Here is a 20,215-nt window from a genome sequence, read left to right as displayed (position 1 = left end):
TATGGTTTTAGGGCATTTTTTGAATTCTTATAATGTTACATTCTATTAATCTGTACGTTTATAATCTTGTGCCGTTTTTATCTGTTACAAGTTTTCCTTTGTAATACAACTCCCCATTTTCCCCCTTTGAAAAACGGCAGAAAAATTCATCGTAATAGAACCAGGGATCCTGAGGCGTTATTGCATGCGGCTTTTCCAGCGTAGTAGTATACCGTACCATAGGTACACCGCCTTCTGTTTTCCACTCCCGGTTTAAATATCTGCCGGTTCTCCAGCAATCCGGTGTATCCTCGTCCGAAAGTTGATACCTCGTTACCCAGTAATGAACCGTTCTTGCGGCATTGGTATTATTTAAAAGAGTGCCGCCTCCTACATCTTTTTCTCCCATCTGAATCCATATGGGGACAGGAATATCGGTACGGACACCAGGGGTATCGAAATTTCCCATAAAACCGCCTGTAACGACGCCGGAGTTGCTGGCTGCCGCTGCAAAGATATCCGGCATGGCAAGTGCTGCACGCTGGGCCATGGCTGCGCCCATGGAGTGTCCGCAGGCGTAAATCCGTCCCGGATCCACCGGATACCGCGATTGGATATCAGCTAACATATGGCGGATCAATTTCTCATCATCCATATGATCCGAAAGCCCGGCTGCATTCCAGGCCGGATGCGGCATTACATTTTCCTGTTTCCGCATAGTTCCCGTCGGCATAGCCAGGATAAAACCCCTTTCCCTGGCCGTCTGCACCCATTCATGAGAGTAAAGACCACTGAGGGCGCTGGCAGAGCCGCCATGAAAAAATACGACCACAGGAATTTTATCATCCGCCAAAACGGCAAGCCGTTCCGGAATATATTCGTACCAATGGCGTCTGAAACCGTCTATCTGAATTTCCTTCCGCCTGATTCCCCATTGCTCTTCCGTGCGGTAAGGATGGAGGTCGTCATTCAGTATTCCGGTGGCCCGGACTGTTTTAGACAAGAAGCGCTCCCATACTTTTTGACTCACATCCTTTCCAAACAATTCCGTATCCAGCCACGCTACGCGCGCAACCGGCTGGTGGTCGACCGAAGAACCGTGCTGTGCCGCATCGGGAAGCCATACGGTCATATTGTCCTGCTGGTAAGCTTTTTCTTCCGTTTTATCGGCACGGCGCCAATAGCGGATTACATACTCAGGATACAATTCCCGAAGGCCAATAAAACATACCGGGCAAGCTACTTCTCTTTTCGGAATGTCTGAAGCCGCAGTCCCTTTTTCGCCCTCCTTCTCAAGTTCATCCCGGCTCATCACGATTTTGCCGAAAAAAGCCGCTGATGCATAGATGGCAGGATTTGCACTCACATAACGGTGTCCATGCTCCGCGCCCTCACCGTATGCTGCAAAATAGCTGAACGCCCTTTGCGTATCCATATAGGTCCTGTCGTTTCTTACCCGATTTAATGATACCAGCCGGGACGCGGCCTCCCCGTCGGTCAGCCACGGATCTTCATTACTTCCCGCCATCAGGAGAAGAAGTTTTTCCTTCATGGAAATTTCTATCCATCCGGTTCTTTCCAAAAACGCATCCACACTCTCAGAATTGGGAACCAGCAGTACCAGATGTTTACAGCTGTATTCCATGCCTTCGGGGAAATAAACCCAGTATTGATGCATTCCGTTTTCTGTTTCCATCGTCCCCTGGTAACCGCCGGTCAGAAGCGTCTCATAAGGGTGCTCCGAAGATATATTTGAATACTGTTTTGTGAAATCATTGGGGAATTTTTTCCATTCCATATTTTTATGCCTCCTACCACTGCATTTCGTTTTCAGGATTCTTCTTTAAATAAATTCTTCCGTAGACTGCGCTATAGATGATTACCGCGGCGGAAATTGCCGCCATAATATTGTACACGCCGCTATATCCGCCGAACATGCCCGCCCAGACGGGAATCATAATATTGGCAACCGTCATTCCGATGTCATTGCCGATACCGACCGTGCTGCTGGCAACCGCCTGTTTATCCAAGGGCATCCGTTTCATAGCCATTGTTCTGCCCGCCATTGCATTTCCGCCGCAGAGCACTCCATAAATGACCGCCGCCATGATAAGACCCGTCATGGAAGTACTCCGTGCCATCACCAGACAGGCCAGGGCGTATCCGGCTCCCGATGCATAGACACACCACCTGGCGCCATACTTATCCATGACCCGTCCGAAATATGGTTTGGTTACATACATAATCAGGTTGGCAACCGTTGCAAACAGACCGGCATTCATGATATTAAGCTCCGTTTTAGCGAATTTTACGACCCAGGAAGCGCCCATCATAATGCTGACAAACTGAAAAGCAAAAGAAATTACCAGGATCGGCAGGCATTCAATGGAAAACAGATTTTTAAGCCGGATACTTTTTAAGGCATCCACAAATTTTTCCTGCCCTTCTTTTATCTTTGACTTGTACGGAAGTGAAACGATCAGAAGCAGGGATATTGCCGTAAAAACAGAAGTCGCAATAAAACTGGCCTCAAATCCCAGACTGTTTGCAATTGCAAGAATCAGCACTGCACTGAAGCTGGAGGCAATGACCTGCGCCATGGAATAGACGGACATTGCCATACCCAGGTCATCCTTATCCACAACTTCTCCGACCATAATAAAACCGGCACTGTTTTGTAAAGCCCAAGCCACTCCGCGTACAATCTGTGCGGCATATAAGCCACTGACGGATCTGGCGAAAATCAGGATAATGCTGGACAGCGTCAGCATTGCATAACCGACTAACAACATTTTTTTCCTGTTAAATTTGTCTACCAGAATGGCGGTAACCGGCCGCATTACTAAACCGATCATCGACACCATGCCGGCAATCGAACCGACTACGACTGCCTCAAGTCCCAGCTCATCCGTCCCGTATGTAACAAATTCACTTCCCACACTGGAGAAGGCCAGACAGGCAAACAGATAGCTTATGATCAGTGTCAGAAAGTTTCGTGAAAAAATGACCTGAAAAATACTTTTTGTTGATTTTTGCTGACTTACCATGTGATTTCCTCGCTTTCATTGTGTATTAATCCCTTTATCAGACTATACGAAATTTCACTCTGAAAAGGAATATGCACCCTGCACAAGAAGCGCTTTGAAAATTCAGCAGCCAAATGGCCGCTGGCTATTTGGGCTGTTCCGGCGTCCGGTACGGTACAGGAAATCTGATAATCTGGACCCTGGACCCGCAGAAAACAGGTATTTCTTCGGGGTAGATTGATTTTAATTAATTGCGTAAATTTGGCAGCGCTTTCTAACCGTACTTTAACCATACATCCTGTATAATGAATACGTGATCACAACATATCAGCAATAAAACGACGAAATAACAAACCGTAAAATTGCAGCAGCAAAATTACAGGAAAAAAAGTAATAACAAAAAACAACAAAAAAATCACAAATAGCAGGAGGTAACAAATTATGGTAAAAAACAAAACTACATTCGCCCTGGCTGTCGCAGCCGTTACAACGATGTCGATGGCATTTTCCGCATTTGCAGCAGAGAAGGAGTATAAGGAGACCGCGGCGGCGCCTGCAAAGTCGGCTACCTGCGATTACAGTATCGCCGCAAAGGATCTGGACGGCAAAACGGAAATTTCCTTATCCGAACTTAAGAAGGATAAAGACGGTAATTTCTATGCAGTCGCACCGGACGGTACGAAAATCACCATCTCCACAACCAGGCCGGAACAGGGGGGGAACGATGATATCATAGTAAGTTTTGTGCCGAAGGAGGATTCCGGCAAATAATCTGGCCGGATGAGATACAGAGCTATTGAGAATACTCTTCTAAAAGAAATTTTAATAAGGTATTTTAAATAGGTATTTTAAAAAGAAAATGAAAGAATTTAAAAAGTATTGGAAATGAAAGGATTTGGTGGGATATGAGGCTTTTAGTTGTAGAGGATGAGGAGGATATGCAGGAGGCGCTGTGCTACGGCCTCAGAAAGCGCGGCTATGCGGTGGATGCATCGGGCGACGGCGCGGATGCCGCGGAACTTTGCCGGATTAATGATTATGATCTGGTGGTTCTTGATTTAAACCTTCCCGGCCTGGATGGGATGGAAGTGCTTAACTATATCCACTCTTTGAATAAATCCACAAAAGTGCTGATTCTGTCCGCCCGCTCTGAGATTTCAGATAAGATTATGGGCCTGGACGGCGGAGCCAGCGATTATCTCACCAAACCGTTTCACTTTGACGAGCTGGAGGCGCGCATCCGTGTGCTGCTGCGCCGCTCCTTTATCCAGGAGGAGGCTGCCCTGAAATGCGGGAACCTTGTTTTGAATACAAACTCAAAGACCGTGAGCTATGACGGCCGTCCGGTGGAATTATCCATGAGGGAATTTGCCATCCTGGAATACCTGATGGCGGGAATGGGACGGCCAATCAGTGCGGAGGAGCTGCTGGAGCATGTGTGGGACAGCGAGGCCGATCCGTTTTCCAATCAGGTTAAGGTTTACATCAGCGTGATACGGCGCAAGCTTCAGGCGGTTACCGGGAAAGAGATTATACGGAGCATCCGGGGGGCCGGATACGTGATTGACAGGGAGGAGGAGCCATGTTGAAAAGATTATCGCTTCGCATGAGGCTGACTCTTTTGTCGGCCATGGTGATGGCCGGAGTGGCTGTTATATTGACCAGTATGTTTCTGTTCGGCGCCGACCGGATCTTTGTGCAGGATTTGCCGAATCAGATTACATATGAGCCAAAGGATATGACGATTTCCACGGAAATCAGCAATAAGAGCGGGGCGGAAGACATGCAGGCCATCATATTCACGGTAAAAGAGGCGGGAAACCGGTTTAATCTGTGGGGGCTGGCCGGCCTTGTTCTGATGCTTGTTTTCGGAACGGGCGCAACATGGTTTATGGCAGGCCGGGTACTGAAACCGCTGGGGGATTTGTCAAATACAATCGAAGAGATCAGCGGTAACGATTTATCGCGGCGCGTGGATACAGAGATACAGGACAGGCAGGACGAGATCGGACGGCTGGCGCTGTCTTTTAACCATATGATGGATAAGGTCAGCGCCTCGTTTGAACGGCAGAAACGTTTTTCGGCCAGCGCGGCCCATGAGCTGAAGACGCCGCTTGCAACGATTCTGGTGAATCTGGAGGTAATGGAGATGGACGGGCAGACGCCTCCGGCACGGACGGAGAAGGTTCTGTCCGTGGTCAGGACGAATACGGAGCGGATGATACGGCTGACGGATGATCTGTTCCGGCTGACATCCGATAAGGACAGTGAGATGGGGGAGGAAGTGCTTTTGGAAGAAGCGGTTGCGATTGCGGTGGATGAACTGTCGCCTCTGCTGAAGGAAAAGCATCTCACGGTAACGGTCCAGGACCTGTCAGGGATTAAAATGACAGGAAACCGCGTAATGATTTACCGGGCGATGAGCAATCTGATAGAAAATGCGGCGAAGTATAACCGTGATGGCGGCATGATCCGTGTCACGGCGGAGGCTGCGGAACACGATATTAAGATAAAAATAAAAGATACGGGGATCGGAATTCCCGCGGAGGATCTGCCCCATATTTTTGAGCCGTTTTACCGCGTTGACCGTTCGCGTTCCCGTGTGGTGGGCGGGGCCGGCCTGGGACTTTCCCTGGTGCGGGACATTGTTGAAAAACATGGAGGAAAGATAGAGATAAAAAGCATACCCGGCGAATGGACGGAGATTACGGTTGTATTTCCGGTTTGATTTCCGGTTTTCATTCCGGAGGAGAGAGTCCAGGGGGAACCGGATGGGAAAGATTTCCCATTTTCTGAAGCAATATCCATGACCAGCTCGTTTTAAAAGCAGGAATAACACAATTCAGAAAGACAGATTCGGTTTGATTCAGGAGGGATTATGAAAAACAGAAAGATGAATAAGGCCTTATACAGTGCCGTTGTGTTCTATATTTTTATGGTGGGGGACATCCTGCTCAATTCTTACGTGGCAAACAAATGGTTTCAGGGGGTTCCGCAGATATGGCCTTCCATCCGGCTTGGGTTCCTTGTTGTCAATCCATTTTCCGTTCCGGCTGCTTTTATGCTGGGAACTATTTTCCTGCTGACCGGGCTGAAAATCAACAAAAGAAAGAAAGCAAACGTCACGGCAAAACGGTAATCAGCGCGCCAGGGAACGCAGAGACTCCATATCCAGGATGAGATATCCCTGTTTTGTTTTTTGCAGGATTCCTTTTTTGACAAAACCGGCCAGTACATAGAGCAGATGGCGGTAGGTTACGCCGAGAAATTCGGAAACTTCCGTGTGCCGCTCCCGGTACAGGCCGTTATGGGCCGTCATCAGAATAAAATCAGCCAGTCTGTTTTCCAGGGGAAAAGACTGGTTTTTTGAATAATTGCCTGTATTGTCCAGTGCCTTCCGGCTCAGGTAAAGACAGAGATGGCGGAGAAACTTCCTGTCGTTTAAAAGCAGATCCCTGCATTCGCATATCCGTATCGCATAGCAGGTGCAGGGGGTGATGGCCGACACGCCGTTTGAAAAGGTCTGGGCTCCGAACAGTTCCATTTCTCCGATAAAACAGGGGGCATTGATAAAATTAATCAGGGAAATCCTGCCGTTTTCCTGGGTCAGATAAAGTTTGGCCCTGCCGTCTATCAGATAATAAAGGCAGGAAGGGATGGAGCCTTCCTCAAGGAGCATTTCCCCGCTTTTAAAGGTTTTGACCGTGGTAAAGGGCCGCACGTCAAATTCAAAAAAGCCGGTTAAAGGGAAATGGTTATAATACGCTTCGGTCTGTCCGCCGTCTGCTTTTAAATTCATCTGAAACTTCCTCCCGTATACAGTGTGAGATTTCTCATATCACTGTACCATTTTTGCTGATATAATGCAAAGAAAAAAGCGGAGGAGAGCAGGGGCATGGAACAGGAAGCTTACTGGAATGAGGTATCGGAGACAAAGACATTTACCACACCGTTCCACGCGGAGGAATTTATACGGTATGTGGATAAGGAGAAAACTATTCTGGATGTGGGGTGCGGGTATGGACGCACCCTGGAGGAAATGTACCGGCTGGGTTACCGCCGTCTGATTGGGATGGATTTTTCGGAGGGAATGATAAACCGCGGGCGGGCACAGTACCCCTGGCTTGACTTGAGAGTAATGCAGACGGAGGAGATTGGGCTGCCGGACGGAAGCGTGGACGCGGTGATTCTGTTTGCCGTATTGACCTGCATCCGGGAGGATGAAAAACAGAGGAAACTGATCGGGGAAATACGGAGGGTTTTAAGGCCCGGCGGTATTTTGTATGTCAATGATTTTCTGTTGAATACGGATGAGAGAAATACGGCCAGATACGAAAAATACAGGGAACGCTATCACACATACGGGGTATTTGAACTGCCGGAAGGCGCGGTGTGCAGGCATCATGAGGAGAGCTGGATTCAACGTCTTTTATCCGGGTTTACCGGCTTACGGTATGAACCTCTTGTATTTACGACAATGAACGGGAACCGGTCGAACGGATTTTATTATATCGGGAGGAAATAATGAAGAATTGGTTACTGTTCGCGGAACTGCGTTTTTTAGCTGGGCCGTGAATAGTAACAAGACCTGTTACGTTCACCATCCCTTCCTGCCTTTTTTTTCTTGTATATTTGGGCGGTCTGGGGTATGATAGTTTTATAAGACAAATAGTGGAAAAATCCGGGTAAACTGCGAAGAGAGGGGTTCGCCCGGCTTTTATACGTGAGAGGAGAGGTCTATGAGAGCAGGGAAAAAGTGGTATGCAGCGGCGATGACACTGATGCTGGCTGCCGGGGTATTTACGGTAACATCCTTTGGCGCCAGTAAAAACAAAATCACTTCGATCAAGCTGGAGCTGAAGGATAACCTGCAGCTTGGGAGCGCGCTGGATGAGGATGAAGAATTGGAGATCGATACGACGGCGGATAATTACAGCGTTACGGAGTGGGAGATTGACAACGAGGGATTTACCTGGGGACCTGAGCATAAGCCGCGGGTGAATGTGACGATTTCTGCGGAGGATGACTATTATTTTTCAGTATCCAAAGACAAGGTGAAGATTAAGGGCGATGAGGCAACCGTATATAAAACGAAGAAGGAAAATTCCCAGACTTTAATCGTTACGCTGGATCTGAAGCCGATGTCCGAGAGGGTCGGTCCCATCGAATACGCGTATTTAAACGGCACGGTTGCAACATGGGCTCCGGCACAGGGGGCAGTGGCATACGAAGTTTACCTTTACCGCGACAGCAGGGCGGTGGGCAGCAAGAAAATTACAACGGAAACGACATATGATTTTGGCACGGCTATACGAAAAGACGGCGAGTACTATTACAAAGTCCGCGCCACAGGCGGTGAGGGGATGAAGGAAGGGAAGTTTACGGAGTCCGAGAGCAAATACGTCAGCCCTTCCGATGCGGCGGCCCTGGCCGGTTCGGGTAACGGCGCGGCGCAGAATAATTCGGAAGTTACGCCGGGCCAGTGGGTACAGGATCAGAACGGCTGGCGTTTCGTCAATCCGGACGGATCCCAGACCACCAATAACTGGGCATTTATCAACAACAAATGGTATTTCTTCGGAGAGAACAGCTATATGGTTACCGGCTGGGTTCAATGGAAGGAACTGTGGTATTACATGGGGCCGGACGGCGATATGCAGACGAATTACCAGACCCCGGACGGCCATATGGTGAACGGTGACGGAGTCAGAATCTGGTAACCGGATGGAAAATCATAGGATATGAAACAGAATCAATGCGGCAAAATGGAGGACAGAGAGATGGCGAAAATAGGATTTATCGGAATGGGAAATATGGGATATGCCATTCTGAAGGGACTTTTAAAGGGATACGGTAAAGAGGAGATCATTTTTACGGATGTCAACCGGGATAGATGCAGGCAGGTCTCGGAGGAGACGGGGGTTACTTCGGCGGCGGATAACGCGCAGTGCGCCGCTTCGGCCAAATACATTGTGCTGGCGGTCAAACCCCAGTTCTTTGCACCGGTTCTCTCCGATATTGCGGGAATCCTGACAACGGATCACATAATTATTTCCATCGCTCCGGGCATCACGGTGGACAGTCTGAAGGAAAAGCTCGGGGAGGATAAGAGAATCGTCCGCGCAATGCCGAATACACCGGCTCTTCTCGGAGAGGGGATGACGGGAGTCTGCTATGAGCCGTCTCTTTTCAATGCGGAGGAGCAGGACACAATTAAAGCCTTCTTTGAGTCCTTCGGCAAGATGCAGATCGTGGAGGAGCGTTTAATGAACGCCGTGGTCTGTGTGAGCGGAAGTTCACCTGCCTACGTTTACATGTTCATCGAGGCCCTGGCCGACAGCGCCGTTAAATACGGCCTTCCGAGGGATGCAGCATATAAGATGGCCGCCCAGGCCGTAGCAGGAAGCGCCAGGATGGTGCTGGAGACGGGAGAACATCCAGGAGCGCTGAAGGATAAGGTATGTTCTCCGGGCGGTACGACGATTGCCGCCGTATCCGCTCTGGAAGAGTGCGGGTTCAGAAATGCCGTTATCAAGGCATCGGATGCCTGCTATGACAAATGTACAAATTTAAAATAAGAATTACCAGGCTAAAATAAGAATTACCAAGCCCGCCATGGAACCGCAAATACGGCCTCATGGCGGGCTTTTTCTTGATTCATAGGAAATTACGTCCTATGAATCAAAAACGCTCCGCGAGGATGCACATGCCGCGCAGAGGTAAATGGTTGCAGAAGCAACCGCGCGGCAGCGCAAGAGTTCCGCTCGCGGAACTCTTTGTTCAGTGGCAATGAAAAGTTCGCGAATCGTGCTTTTCGTTGTCTGCCGGCGGACTTCGGAGGAATACTAGCCGTTCCAGTGTTTTTTGATGCTGATGGGCAGGTTCTACACGTCCATCCCCGGCATCTGAATTTGGTAGAAGCGTAGGTAATCCGGCAATAAACGGAAAAGCTGACAAAAGGTGCGCCGGAGTATCCTGTGCCATTGTTCATTGGTAGCTATCCTGCTGCGCTCTATTGTAAAAAAGCCAACGTACTTGAAAAACAGCGGGGACTGGGGTATTATTGTTTAAGACCCTCAGATCCCGGCAGCAGCCATGTATCAACAAACAGAGTAAAGGTAAGGCTGTTTACGGAGCAGAGTTTTGGGTAAGCCACCAATAGAATCCAGTGCAGAGAGCGTCTACATTAGTCCGCCCGGTATAGAGCAGGGACGGATATATTGGCCACCGGATGGCTCAAATAGGAAGATAACCAGTACTTTGATAATATAAATGGATGAAAAGGAGCAGCAGAAGAAAATGGTTGAAAAAGCAGATAAGAATTTCATTGGAGAAACAAAAAACGGAAAGCATGAAACCGTTCCGGTCGAGAGACTGAAAAGAGAGCTTAAATACGAGGGCACTGTCCTTAAAATGTATGAAGATACGGTCAAAGTGAACGGTCATGAAGCAAAATGGGATTTTATCCATCACGACGGGGCAGCGGCCGTGGTAGCCGTGAATAAGGAGGGAAAACTTCTTATGGTACGCCAGTACCGCAATGCCCTTGACCGCTATACGCTTGAAATCCCTGCGGGCAAACTGGATTTTCCCGGAGAACCCAAAATAGAATGTGCTTTCCGGGAACTGGAAGAGGAGACTGGGTTTAAGACGGATCATCTGGAATTTCTGCTGAGCGTCAACACCACCATTGCATTCTGCGATGAGGCCATCGACATTTTCCTGGCAAGAAATCTGATCCCATCGAGCCAGCATCTCGATCCGGACGAGGAAATTGATGTGGAGGAGTGGGAGCTGAAGGATCTGCTGGAACTGATTTACTCCGGTAAGATGACGGATGGGAAGACAATTGCCGCCATTCTGGCTTACGCATGTAAATTTGGCGGCGGAAGCCAAAAGTAAGGGATGTATAGAATAGAGAGACAGAACGCAGCATAGATTGGAAGAAATGGGGTAACTACGGAGCCGTTCCGTGGTTACGAAGCGGGAAAGGGGAGCGTGTATGGGAAAAAATCATGCACCATTTCGTTTTCAACCGTCTATGCTGACGGCGTTCTGTTTTTTTGTGGGGATATTAGCCGGAACGGTGTGGGTTAACCGGATGGGGGACGGTTTAAAGGAGCAGCTCGGCGTATTCGGACAGGCATTTTTGTCGGGCAGCGCGCCTCCTCCCTCCATGGAACAGCTGGTGGAGCTGATATTAAAACGGGGACTCCTGATGGGGATTCTGTGGCTTCTCGGAATGTCCTTATTTGCCATTCCCGGGTTCTGCCTGGCTGCTGTCTATGCCGGATTTTCTCTGTCATTCCTGATATCCTCCATGACGGTCCAGGCAGGGGTGATGGGAGTCTTCCTTTTTCTTCTCTCAGTGTTTCCGCAGATGGTATTTTACCTGCCGGTATTTGCCGTGCTCTACATATGGGGGATGGCTCCGGGCAGCAAAATCCACGGCGGAGGCTTTGCCGTGCTTCTTCTCCTGACAGCGGCCGGCGCGGTGTCGGAACTGTGGCTGAACCCCTGGTTTATGCATTTCACGTCCGTATTCTGAAAAAAACTTAAAAAATATTTAAAATATTTTTAACAACATGTAGGGGAGGCCAAACCTGCCTTCCAACATGTTGTATTTTTTATGTTAATCAGTTGGAAAATACCATAAAAGTGGGAAAAATGTGTTTGATTTTATCAAAAAATGTATATATAATGTTACGTACAGGCTGTTTTTTGCCTTGTTTTGGAGGAAAGATGGATAGGGGAAACAGTAGTATGGTAGCAGAAATAGAAATTTTTATAAAATACCTGCAGGAGGTCAAAAAGATGTCCCGGAACACCGTTTTATCATATCACCGGGATCTTTTACAGATGGCAGCCTATATGGCGGAGAGAGGAATTACCGAGGCTGGGAAAGTTACAAAGACCAGTCTTACGTCCTACATCCTTTTTATGGAAAAGGAAGGAAAGGCGACCACCACCATATCCCGTATGCTGGCATCCATGAAAGCATTTTTCCACTATGAATTTTCGGAGGGAAAGATAAGGCGCAATCCGGCCGAACTGGTACATGCCCCGAAGATCGAAAAGAAGGCGCCGGTCATCCTCACGGTAGAGGAAGTCACGGCCTTACTCAGACAGCCGTCCGGCCGTTCCCCGAAAGAAATCAGGGACAAGGCCATGCTGGAGCTTCTCTATGCAACCGGGATCCGTGTATCGGAACTGATGAACCTGACGCTGTCGAATATCAACATGAGCATCGGATTCATCACCTGCCACGACGGCGGGAAAGACAGAACCATCCCGTTCAGCAGAGTAGCCAAGAGCGCAATGGAAGATTACATACAGAACGCCCGCCCGGAGCTGACAAAGAAGAAAGAATCGGACTGGCTTTTCGTAAACTGCAACGGCGGCCAGATGAGCCGTCAGGGTTTCTGGAAGATCATCAAATACTATGGTGACAAAGCCGGAATTGATTCCGACATCACCCCCCATACCCTGCGCCACTCATTCGCAGCCCACCTGATAGGCGGCGGCGCCGACATGAAAGCCGTCCAGGTCATCCTTGGCCACTCGGATGTTGCAACCACGCAGATGTATGCCGCATATGTCGGCAAACGTTAAGGAGAGCAAATAACAATATAAAATATCTAAAATGAACATGCATAATAAAATATGTATTAGAAAATATATATCAAAAAATGCCCTGACTTCCGTATTCTCTTAAATATGAGACTATACAGAACGCAGGGCATTTTTATCATTCCAGATTCTTAAAGGTGGGGATTTAGTTGAGTTGCGAGGACGCCTCTGTAAGACGGCGGACGGGGGAGTGGGAGGGTGTGTATGAGTCTTCAGTCCCGGTTTATAGGGTGTGGTGAGGGGGAATCCAGGAGAAAAGATTCCTACGGGGACCCGCTCTCGCTTGTGGAATGCGCAACGGGTGCTAGATTCGAAAAAACCTCATCAAGCACCGGCGGATTCCAATGTCCCCTTCGGAATCTTTTCTCCTTCCTTCCCCGGACAGGTTGTCGACGGGACTGAAGACTCAGCGAAGTGTATTGCCCCGTCCGCCGGCTTCAGGGGCTGACTGTCTCTTTCGTCAAGTGTGGAGGGAGGTATTGTTGCGTCCACTATGTCGTCGTGAATCTATTACTTTAAGAAGGTATTTCGGGATGGATTCAGAGAAAAATCCAAAGCTAAATTTAATGATGAATTGAAAAATTCAATAGTTATTTAAGGATAGGTCAGGCGCCAAAGCTCAGATTCATCAATTGAATACCATACAGAAAATCACTTGACAATATTGGGAGGCATTCGCCTGAAATACGAGGAAATGTAGTGGCAGCGACAATACCTCCCCCTTTGAAGGAATAAGAACAATTCAGCGGCCGCAGGCCGGGGTATGGGATGGCGACAACCTTCGCGTCTTCAGTCCCGGTGGTTATAAAGGGCAGAGGAAAGAGTCTGTTACCCTGAGCAGGTTGTATTCCGCGAGGTGTTTTGTGTGAGTGCAGTGCAGCGTAAGTCACACAAAACCCGAGGGCTGCGGCGCGAAACGGTGTTTTTTACCGTTTCTGTGCATCGCGAAGCGTGTTGCTGGGCACGGAGTGGACAGTAACCAAAAAGATTCCGGAGGGAACCTGGAAGTCCATCAGTACTTAGGTGGCGTATTTTGGCACCTTAGTACTGTTATGCACTTCGAAGAGCGCAAGCGTTTCCCGAAGGAACTTTTTCTGCCCGTATTCCCCACCCGCGACAACCTCCAAACCGGGACTGATGACTCACAACCTCCCCCTCACCATCCCGCCCCCCCGACCGTCCGGCGGCGTTCTCATTCCTCAATTCAACACCCGCGGCAGAATCACCTTAAAACAGCTCCCTTCATCCACCCTGCTCTCCACCGAGATTGTCCCGCCGGACAGCTCCACAATCCGCTTCGTAATCGACAGTCCCAGCCCGTTTCCGCTGCGTCCCAGCTCCTTATTGGCGCTGTAGAATTTCTCAAATACGCGCCGCATGGTATTTTCGTCCATTCCAATCCCGGTATCTGAAATCGTGATCTCCACAGATTCCGGCAGAACCTGCATGGAAGCGGCGATGCTGCCGCCCGCGGGCGTGAATTTGACTGCGTTTTGGAACAGGTTCAGCCATACCTGCATCAGAAGATCTGCATTGCCGAAATAGCGGACGGGAGGCAGGTCAATGTCCAGATCCAGATGCTTTTTTTCCCAGAGAGGTTCCAGCATAAGCAGGGCTTGGCGTATCTGCTCGTCCAGCTTAAAGTTTGACTGTCCGGTTATAATTTCCTGCTTTTCCAGACGGGAGAGCATGAGGATATTGCCGGCCATGGAGGAGAGCTGCTTCGTGCTGTCCATTATAATGCGGATATATTCGTTTTTATCCTCCTCCGAGAGGGAAGGTTCCTGAAGCAGGGTGGCATAGCCCTCAATAGCCGCAAGGGGAGTTTTAAATTCATGGGAAATATTCGTCACAAAGTCGTTCCGGAAAGACTCGATGCTTCCCAGCTCCTGTACCATCCGGTTGAAATTGTCGGTCAGTTCCCGCAGTTCCCCGAGCGATTTCCCGGCCTCCACCTGTATCGTGAAATCGCCTTTCGCAACCTGCTTTGCGGCCTGGCTGATATTGCCCAGAGGAACCAGCACCTTGAACCATAACCACAGAGAGATGCCGAAACTGATAAAGACGCTGCTCAGTAAGAAAATCAGGCTGGGGAAAAAGGGGTTGAACTGCAGGAAACGGATTTTCCGTTCCTCCCCATTTGCTATGATATTAACCAGAAAACCTGCCATCAGCGGCATTACAGACAAAGTGATAAATATCAGAATCAGCATAAAAAACCAATACTGTGGAAGATGAAAGCGTTTCTTTTTCATAGTTCGGATTTCACCACCTTATATCCCAGACCTCTCACGGTCATGATCAGAAAATCGTCGCAGTCACGGAAACGTTCCCGCAGCCGGTTAACGTGGACATCCACGGTTCTTTCATCCGAGGTGGAGTCCATTCCCCAAATTTCATCCATAAGCTGCTGTCTGGTAAAAATCTTGTTGGGGTAGGACAACAGTTTATAGAGCAGATAGAACTCCTTTTGCGGGAGCAGTGTCTCTTCCCCGTTTATGGTCACGGTCAGGGCATCGTAATTGAGCGTGGTATCGCCGCATGTGATCCGGCGGTCCGTGGCGATTCTGGCGCGCTTTAACAGGGCGCCGACCCTTAGGACCATCTCGTTTACATCAATGGGTTTTACCATGTAATCATCGGTTCCGGCGAGGAACCCTTCCTGTTTGTCTTCAAACCGTTCTTTGGCTGTAATAATAAGAATCGGGAGCGTGTACCCGTTTCCCCTCAGCGTCCGGATTAACTCATAGCCATCCATCCCCGGCATCATGACATCGGAAATAATCAAATCAATATATTCGGTGTCCAAAAGTTCAAGTGCCTCTTTTCCGTCCGCCGCCGGAACGGCCAGATACCCGCTGCGGTTTAAGACGGTGCAGAACAGGGAACGCAGTTTAACGTCGTCTTCTACGACCAGAACATGAAACATATATTTATCCTCCGTTCAATCAAACATATCATGTAACGATTCAGTCGTACCTCCCTCATAGTCACGAAGATGCACAGAGCCTGCCCCGCCTTATCGGGTATACATCCGACTGAATCGTTACCATATCATTTCTAAAATTCATATCACATCTTTATGAACTAATTATAAACCGGAAGCCCAATTACAGGAATATTTTTAAAAAACGGAAGAGAACACAAAAAAATCACGGTTAGTTTATATTCAGTTCATGTTCAGTTGATTTTCCATTTAAACAGGAGTGATATACTACGCTCAATTTAAAACCTGAGGTGGGGAATGCCATTGTGTGCAGAATCGCTTTTTTACAGGGGTTGCAGTACTGCGGGCAGTAGGCCGGGATTCCCACACCGGTCAGTGAGGAGGACCAGATAATGATAAAGGAGAAAGTAAACTCGTTTATAAAAGCAGCTAAGAAGAGGAAGAAACTAACAGCGGCAGCCGTTATTCTGATTGTTCTGGTTGCGGCGGCAGCGGCCAGGGGCGGAAAAGAAAAATCCATGCCGGCCGGGATGATGGGCGGCCAGGAGATGAACAATGTCGCAACGGTAAAAGCGGAGGTTCCGGGGATCGGCAGTCTTGAGAAGACGACCAGCCTGGTGGGGACGGTGGAACCGGCGGATGTGGTTTATGTTTACGCAAAAGCGGGAGGAGATGTAACTTCCGTTCTCGTCAAAGCAGGAGATACGGTGGAAGCGGGGCAGCTTTTGTGCACCATTGACACGGAACAGGTGGACACCGCCAAAAATTCCATGGATTCGGCGGCGATTTCCCTGTCGGAGGCCCAGAGCACCCTGAACAGGATGCAGCTTCTATATCAGGGAGGCGACATATCCGACCAGGAATGGGAACAGTACCAGAACAATGTAAAGAGCGCCAGACTGCAGTATGAATCGGCAAAGCTGGCCTACGAAAAGCAGGTGGAATACAGTTCCATAACAGCCCCCATCGGAGGAAAGATAGAGAGCTGCGATCTTGAGGTGTATGACCGCGTAAACCAGTCTGCCCAGCTCTGTGTCATTTCAGGCCAGGGCAACAAGAGAGTTTCCTTTTATGTAACGGAAAATGTGGTCCAGAATCTGAGCCAGGGCGATAAGATGACAATCGAGAGAGATGGAAATTCCTATGAGGGTGTAATCAGCGATATCAGCACCATGGTGGATGATTCAAACGGCCTTTTCAAGATAAAAGCAGATCTGACGGAAGTCAATTCCGTGGCCACGGGCAGCGTGGTCAAGGTGAAGGTGGTTTCCGAAAGGGCCGACAACGTGATGACAGTGCCCGTGGATGCCATTTATTATGACGGAGGCGTAGGAAATGTTTACGTATATGAAGATGGGGTTATCCATAAAAAAGAGGTGGAAGTCGGCCTTTACGATTCGGAGAAAGCGGAGATACGCTCCGGCCTGACGGCGGAAGAAATGGTGGTCAGCACATGGAGTTCCCAGCTCTACGAGGGTTCTACGGTCAATTTAAAGACGGAGGAAGATACCACGCAGGCGCTTGCAGATGCAGGCGATCCAGCGGGAGAAAAACCGGCGGGAGGGGATAATTAATGGGAAGAGGAATTACAAAGTACGTCCTGAAACATCCGGTTACTACGGTTATGGCGCTTCTCTGCCTCATCGTTTTCGGCATCTCATCTATTTTCTCGGCAAAGCTGGAACAGATGCCGGATATGGAGACGCCGATGCTGATCGTCAGGGCCAGTTATTCCGGCGCAGGCCCGGAAGATATCTGCGAGCTGGTGACGGAGCCGATCGAGGATGCCATCAGCACGCTGGAAGGCGTAAAGAGCATGAGTTCCTCATCAAACGACGGCAGCGCCACGGTAATGCTGGAATACGATTACGGAACCGATATGGATGAAGCTTACGACAATCTGAAAAAACAGCTTGAGAATGCGGAGAGGAATCTTCCCGACGATGTGGACACCTCCATCATGGAGATGAGCATGAATGCGGGAACGACGATGATGCTCTCCATCAGCCATTCACAACAGGATAATCTCTACGATTACGTCGATCAGAATGTTGTGCCGGAGTTTGAACGTATTTCTTCGGTAGCGGAAGTGAGCGCCATGGGCGGTTCCTCCGAATATGTAAAGATTGAGCTTCTTTCTGAAAAACTTACACAATATGGCCTGACCATGAACGACGTCACTTCGGCCATCAGCTCGGCAAACCTGGCCTATCCTTCCGGCGAGGCCGTGGCCGGAAACCTGGAACTGTCGGTGACGACATCCCTGGAGACGGAAAAGGTGGATGAACTGAAAGATATCCCGATTGCCACCGCCACAGGCGATCTGGTTATGCTCTCCGATGTGGCTAATATCTACGAAGCCAAAGAGGAGAGGGGAGGGGTTTCCCGCTACAACGGAGAGGAGACGATTTCCCTTTCTATTACAAAGCAGCAAAGCAGTACGGCTATGGAAGTTTCCAGTGCGGTAAAAAATGCCATAACGGCGCTTGAGGCAGCCGATGAGAACCTGCATATCAATGTGGCAAACGACACTTCGGAGAGCATTATGGATTCGCTGATGGATGTGGCGGAGACCATGGTGCTGGCCGTTATTATTTCCATGATTGTCATTTTCCTGTTTTTCGGAGATTATAAGGCATCCCTGATTGTAGGAAGTTCCATCCCCACGTCGATTCTGATGGCGTTAATTGCAATCACGGCAGCCGGTTTCTCTCTGAACGTCATCACGATGAGCGCCCTGGTGCTCGGCGTCGGAATGATGGTGGATAACTCCATCGTTGTGCTGGAAAGCTGTTTCAGGGCGACGGCGGAGGGAGATGATAAGGGAATTCTCGGATACGGTAAGGCGGCTCTGGAAGGAACATCGATTGTCGGAAACTCCATTATCGGATCCACCATCACAACCTGTGTTGTGTTTATTCCTCTGGCGGCAATCCAGGGAATGACGGGCCAGATGTTTAAGCCGCTGGGCTTCACCGTTGTATTCTGTATGCTGGCTTCTCTTTTGTCGGCCATGACGATTGTTCCGCTCTGCTATCTCTTCTATAAACCGATTGAGACACAGAAGGCCCTGATGTCACGTCCGATAGACCGGTTCCAGCAGTTTTACCGCAGAGTAATGGAAAAACTGCTGAGAAGGAAGGGAATTGTAATGCTGGCCTCCATCGCCATTATGGCCGCCACCATTTACATGGCGACCGGGATGGAGGCGGAACTTATGACCTCCGACGATACCGGAACGGTCAGCGTCAGCATTGAGACGAGGCCGGGGCTTTTACAGGAGAAAGTAAGCGATGCCCTGGAACAGGCCGAGGCTGTCGTAGCGGCTGATGATAACGTAGATTCCTATATGCTGCGTTACAACGGGGACAGCGGCAGCATTACCGCCTACCTGAAAGATAAAAGGAGTATGGACACGGTGGATGTTGCCGATCTGTGGCAGAAGGAGATGGATCACATTGAAAACTGCACCATCGACGTCTCGGCGTCCACGTCCATGAGCTTTATGGGAGGCCAGAGAGGCTACGAGGTACTCCTGCACGGCACCCAGTATGATGAACTAAAGGAAGTCAGTGACAAGATAGTAAAGGAGCTGACGGCGAGGGATGACATCATCAATGTCCATTCCAGTATTGAAAATAATGCCCCTGTCGTTACGCTGAAGGTAGACCCGGTAATGGCAAAAGCCCACGGCCTGACCGCTTCCTCCATTGGTTCCACGGTCAACCAGATGCTCAGCGGCGTCGAGGCCACGACACTGAAAGTGGACGGCGAGGAGATTTCCGTCCAGGTGGAATACCCGGAGGAGGAATACAGAACCGTGGATCAGGTGAAAGACATTATTCTCACCGACTCAAAAGGCGGCAAAGTGGCCCTGACCCAGGTTGCAGACGTCATTTTCAGAGACAGCCCGTCCTCTATTTCAAAGACCGATAAAGCATATGAAATTACGATCAGCGGAGATTACACGGGTGGAAACACCAAAGCAGCCATCGACAGTGAAGTGATTTCACCAAATCTGGCGGGAACCATTACGCTGGGTACCAACAGCAGGGACAGGATGATGCAGGAGGAGTTCAGTTCTCTCTACTCAGCCATTGCCATTGCCGTATTCCTGGTATTCGTCGTAATGTCGAGCCAGTTTGAGTCGGTGAAATTCTCCATCATGGTTATGACAACAATTCCGTTCAGCCTGGTGGGTTCCTTCGGATTCCTGAAAATGACCGGAGTCACCATCAGTATGACGACGCTGCTTGGTTTTCTGATCCTCATCGGAACCGTTGTAAATAACGGTATCCTGTACGTGGATACGGTGAACCAGTACAGGCAGGAGATGGATTTACATACGGCCCTGATTGAGGCGGGGGCAACCCGAATCCGCCCAATCCTGATGACAAGTTTAACAACGATTCTTTCCATGATCCCGATGGCTATGGCAATCGGAAGCAGCGGTTCCACGACACAGGGGATTGCGATTGTAGATATTGGCGGACTGGCGGTCGGCGTCGTTGTAGCGTTGTTTATGCTGCCTGTTTATTACGGACTGCTGAGCAGGAGGCCGAAAGAAAATTATCAGGATATCGATTAGAAGAGACGGATTTTTTCAGGATAATTTTGCAGGAAAAAAGCTGCG

17 protein-coding genes are annotated in these 20,215 nt (G+C 49.3%); 12 read left to right on the top strand and 5 right to left on the bottom strand.

Annotation, left to right across the window (positions count from 1 at the left end; genetic code table 11):
- Window positions 1–58: 58 nt before the first annotated feature.
- Both V3C10_16745 and V3C10_16740 read right to left on the bottom strand, forming a co-directional pair.
- Window positions 59–1,777 (bottom strand): alpha/beta fold hydrolase, encoded by a 1,719-nt coding sequence (locus V3C10_16745; GenBank protein WVP60950.1) that lies wholly within the window; start codon window positions 1,775–1,777, stop codon window positions 59–61.
- Between the two features lie 13 nt (window positions 1,778–1,790).
- Window positions 1,791–3,026, bottom strand: coding sequence for an MFS transporter (locus tag V3C10_16740; protein WVP60949.1), 1,236 nt, complete (start codon window positions 3,024–3,026; stop codon window positions 1,791–1,793).
- A 420-nt stretch (window positions 3,027–3,446) separates the two neighbouring features.
- Here V3C10_16740 and V3C10_16735 point away from each other — a divergent pair, with 420 nt between their 5' ends.
- From V3C10_16735 to V3C10_16720, 4 genes are all read left to right on the top strand, one after another.
- On the top strand, window positions 3,447–3,776 hold the full coding sequence (locus tag V3C10_16735) for a valine--tRNA ligase (GenBank protein ID WVP60948.1): 330 nt from the start codon (window positions 3,447–3,449) through the stop codon (window positions 3,774–3,776).
- Between the two features lie 134 nt (window positions 3,777–3,910).
- Complete coding sequence (locus V3C10_16730) at window positions 3,911–4,594, top strand: response regulator transcription factor (GenBank protein WVP60947.1); 684 nt, start codon at window positions 3,911–3,913, stop codon at window positions 4,592–4,594.
- On the top strand, window positions 4,588–5,733 hold the full coding sequence (locus tag V3C10_16725; protein ID WVP60946.1) for a HAMP domain-containing sensor histidine kinase: 1,146 nt from the start codon (window positions 4,588–4,590) through the stop codon (window positions 5,731–5,733). Before V3C10_16730 ends, V3C10_16725 begins: the two co-directional genes overlap by 7 nt.
- Window positions 5,734–5,883: 150 nt before the next feature.
- On the top strand, window positions 5,884–6,144 hold the full coding sequence (locus tag V3C10_16720; protein ID WVP60945.1) for a hypothetical protein: 261 nt from the start codon (window positions 5,884–5,886) through the stop codon (window positions 6,142–6,144).
- Here V3C10_16720 and yeiL read toward each other — a convergent pair whose 3' ends face one another.
- Complete coding sequence (gene yeiL, locus V3C10_16715) at window positions 6,145–6,804, bottom strand: transcriptional regulator YeiL (GenBank protein ID WVP60944.1); 660 nt, start codon at window positions 6,802–6,804, stop codon at window positions 6,145–6,147.
- A 96-nt stretch (window positions 6,805–6,900) separates the two neighbouring features.
- Here yeiL and V3C10_16710 point away from each other — a divergent pair, with 96 nt between their 5' ends.
- The 6 genes from V3C10_16710 (at window position 6,901) to V3C10_16685 (ending at window position 12,617) form a co-directional block, all read left to right on the top strand.
- Window positions 6,901–7,530 carry a class I SAM-dependent methyltransferase gene (locus tag V3C10_16710; protein WVP60943.1) on the top strand — a complete coding sequence of 210 codons (630 nt, stop codon included), beginning with the start codon at window positions 6,901–6,903 and terminating at the stop codon, window positions 7,528–7,530.
- A 214-nt stretch (window positions 7,531–7,744) separates the two neighbouring features.
- Window positions 7,745–8,725 (top strand): hypothetical protein, encoded by a 981-nt coding sequence (locus V3C10_16705; GenBank protein WVP60942.1) that lies wholly within the window; start codon window positions 7,745–7,747, stop codon window positions 8,723–8,725.
- A 60-nt stretch (window positions 8,726–8,785) separates the two neighbouring features.
- On the top strand, window positions 8,786–9,583 hold the full coding sequence (gene proC, locus V3C10_16700) for a pyrroline-5-carboxylate reductase (GenBank protein ID WVP64645.1): 798 nt from the start codon (window positions 8,786–8,788) through the stop codon (window positions 9,581–9,583).
- Between the two features lie 721 nt (window positions 9,584–10,304).
- Window positions 10,305–10,907, top strand: coding sequence for an NUDIX hydrolase (locus V3C10_16695; GenBank protein WVP60941.1), 603 nt, complete (start codon window positions 10,305–10,307; stop codon window positions 10,905–10,907).
- A 100-nt stretch (window positions 10,908–11,007) separates the two neighbouring features.
- Entirely contained in the window at window positions 11,008–11,553 is a 546-nt protein-coding gene (locus V3C10_16690; GenBank protein ID WVP60940.1) for a stage II sporulation protein M, read from the top strand.
- 215 nt (window positions 11,554–11,768) lie between these two features.
- Window positions 11,769–12,617 carry a site-specific tyrosine recombinase gene (locus tag V3C10_16685; protein WVP60939.1) on the top strand — a complete coding sequence of 283 codons (849 nt, stop codon included), beginning with the start codon at window positions 11,769–11,771 and terminating at the stop codon, window positions 12,615–12,617.
- 1,217 nt (window positions 12,618–13,834) lie between these two features.
- Here the strand turns inward: V3C10_16685 and V3C10_16680 are convergent.
- Both V3C10_16680 and V3C10_16675 read right to left on the bottom strand, forming a co-directional pair.
- Window positions 13,835–14,890 (bottom strand): HAMP domain-containing sensor histidine kinase, encoded by a 1,056-nt coding sequence (locus V3C10_16680; protein WVP60938.1) that lies wholly within the window; start codon window positions 14,888–14,890, stop codon window positions 13,835–13,837.
- Complete coding sequence (locus V3C10_16675) at window positions 14,887–15,564, bottom strand: response regulator transcription factor (GenBank protein WVP60937.1); 678 nt, start codon at window positions 15,562–15,564, stop codon at window positions 14,887–14,889. Before V3C10_16675 ends, V3C10_16680 begins: the two co-directional genes overlap by 4 nt.
- A gap of 410 nt (window positions 15,565–15,974) precedes the next feature.
- On the opposite strand from V3C10_16675, the gene V3C10_16670 reads away from it, so the two are divergent.
- Both V3C10_16670 and V3C10_16665 read left to right on the top strand, forming a co-directional pair.
- Window positions 15,975–17,156, top strand: coding sequence for an efflux RND transporter periplasmic adaptor subunit (locus V3C10_16670; GenBank protein WVP60936.1), 1,182 nt, complete (start codon window positions 15,975–15,977; stop codon window positions 17,154–17,156).
- Window positions 17,156–20,170 (top strand): efflux RND transporter permease subunit, encoded by a 3,015-nt coding sequence (locus tag V3C10_16665; GenBank protein ID WVP60935.1) that lies wholly within the window; start codon window positions 17,156–17,158, stop codon window positions 20,168–20,170. The genes V3C10_16670 and V3C10_16665 overlap by 1 nt, the downstream gene beginning before the upstream one ends.
- Window positions 20,171–20,215: the final 45 nt, after the last annotated feature.

This window comes from [Clostridium] symbiosum, from assembly GCA_036419695.1.
GTDB classification, from domain to species: Bacteria; Bacillota; Clostridia; order Lachnospirales; family Lachnospiraceae; genus Otoolea; species Otoolea symbiosa_A.
The sequence above is the reverse complement of the archived record's forward strand: the minus strand, read 5'-3'. Positions and strand labels throughout refer to the sequence as shown.

Coding starts and splice junctions, on each gene's coding strand:
- V3C10_16705 (WVP60942.1), top strand. CDS start 7,745: ATGAGAGCAGGGAAAAAGTGGTATGCAGCGGCGATGACACTGATGCTG.
- V3C10_16670 (WVP60936.1), top strand. CDS start 15,975: ATGATAAAGGAGAAAGTAAACTCGTTTATAAAAGCAGCTAAGAAGAGG.
- V3C10_16675 (WVP60937.1), bottom strand. CDS start 15,564: ATGTTTCATGTTCTGGTCGTAGAAGACGACGTTAAACTGCGTTCCCTG.
- V3C10_16710 (WVP60943.1), top strand. CDS start 6,901: ATGGAACAGGAAGCTTACTGGAATGAGGTATCGGAGACAAAGACATTT.
- V3C10_16725 (WVP60946.1), top strand. CDS start 4,588: ATGTTGAAAAGATTATCGCTTCGCATGAGGCTGACTCTTTTGTCGGCC.
- V3C10_16735 (WVP60948.1), top strand. CDS start 3,447: ATGGTAAAAAACAAAACTACATTCGCCCTGGCTGTCGCAGCCGTTACA.
- yeiL (WVP60944.1), bottom strand. CDS start 6,804: ATGAATTTAAAAGCAGACGGCGGACAGACCGAAGCGTATTATAACCAT.
- V3C10_16685 (WVP60939.1), top strand. CDS start 11,769: ATGGTAGCAGAAATAGAAATTTTTATAAAATACCTGCAGGAGGTCAAA.
- V3C10_16680 (WVP60938.1), bottom strand. CDS start 14,890: ATGAAAAAGAAACGCTTTCATCTTCCACAGTATTGGTTTTTTATGCTG.
- V3C10_16665 (WVP60935.1), top strand. CDS start 17,156: ATGGGAAGAGGAATTACAAAGTACGTCCTGAAACATCCGGTTACTACG.
- V3C10_16740 (WVP60949.1), bottom strand. CDS start 3,026: ATGGTAAGTCAGCAAAAATCAACAAAAAGTATTTTTCAGGTCATTTTT.
- V3C10_16745 (WVP60950.1), bottom strand. CDS start 1,777: ATGGAATGGAAAAAATTCCCCAATGATTTCACAAAACAGTATTCAAAT.
- V3C10_16695 (WVP60941.1), top strand. CDS start 10,305: ATGGTTGAAAAAGCAGATAAGAATTTCATTGGAGAAACAAAAAACGGA.
- proC (WVP64645.1), top strand. CDS start 8,786: ATGGCGAAAATAGGATTTATCGGAATGGGAAATATGGGATATGCCATT.
- V3C10_16720 (WVP60945.1), top strand. CDS start 5,884: ATGAAAAACAGAAAGATGAATAAGGCCTTATACAGTGCCGTTGTGTTC.
- V3C10_16690 (WVP60940.1), top strand. CDS start 11,008: ATGGGAAAAAATCATGCACCATTTCGTTTTCAACCGTCTATGCTGACG.
- V3C10_16730 (WVP60947.1), top strand. CDS start 3,911: ATGAGGCTTTTAGTTGTAGAGGATGAGGAGGATATGCAGGAGGCGCTG.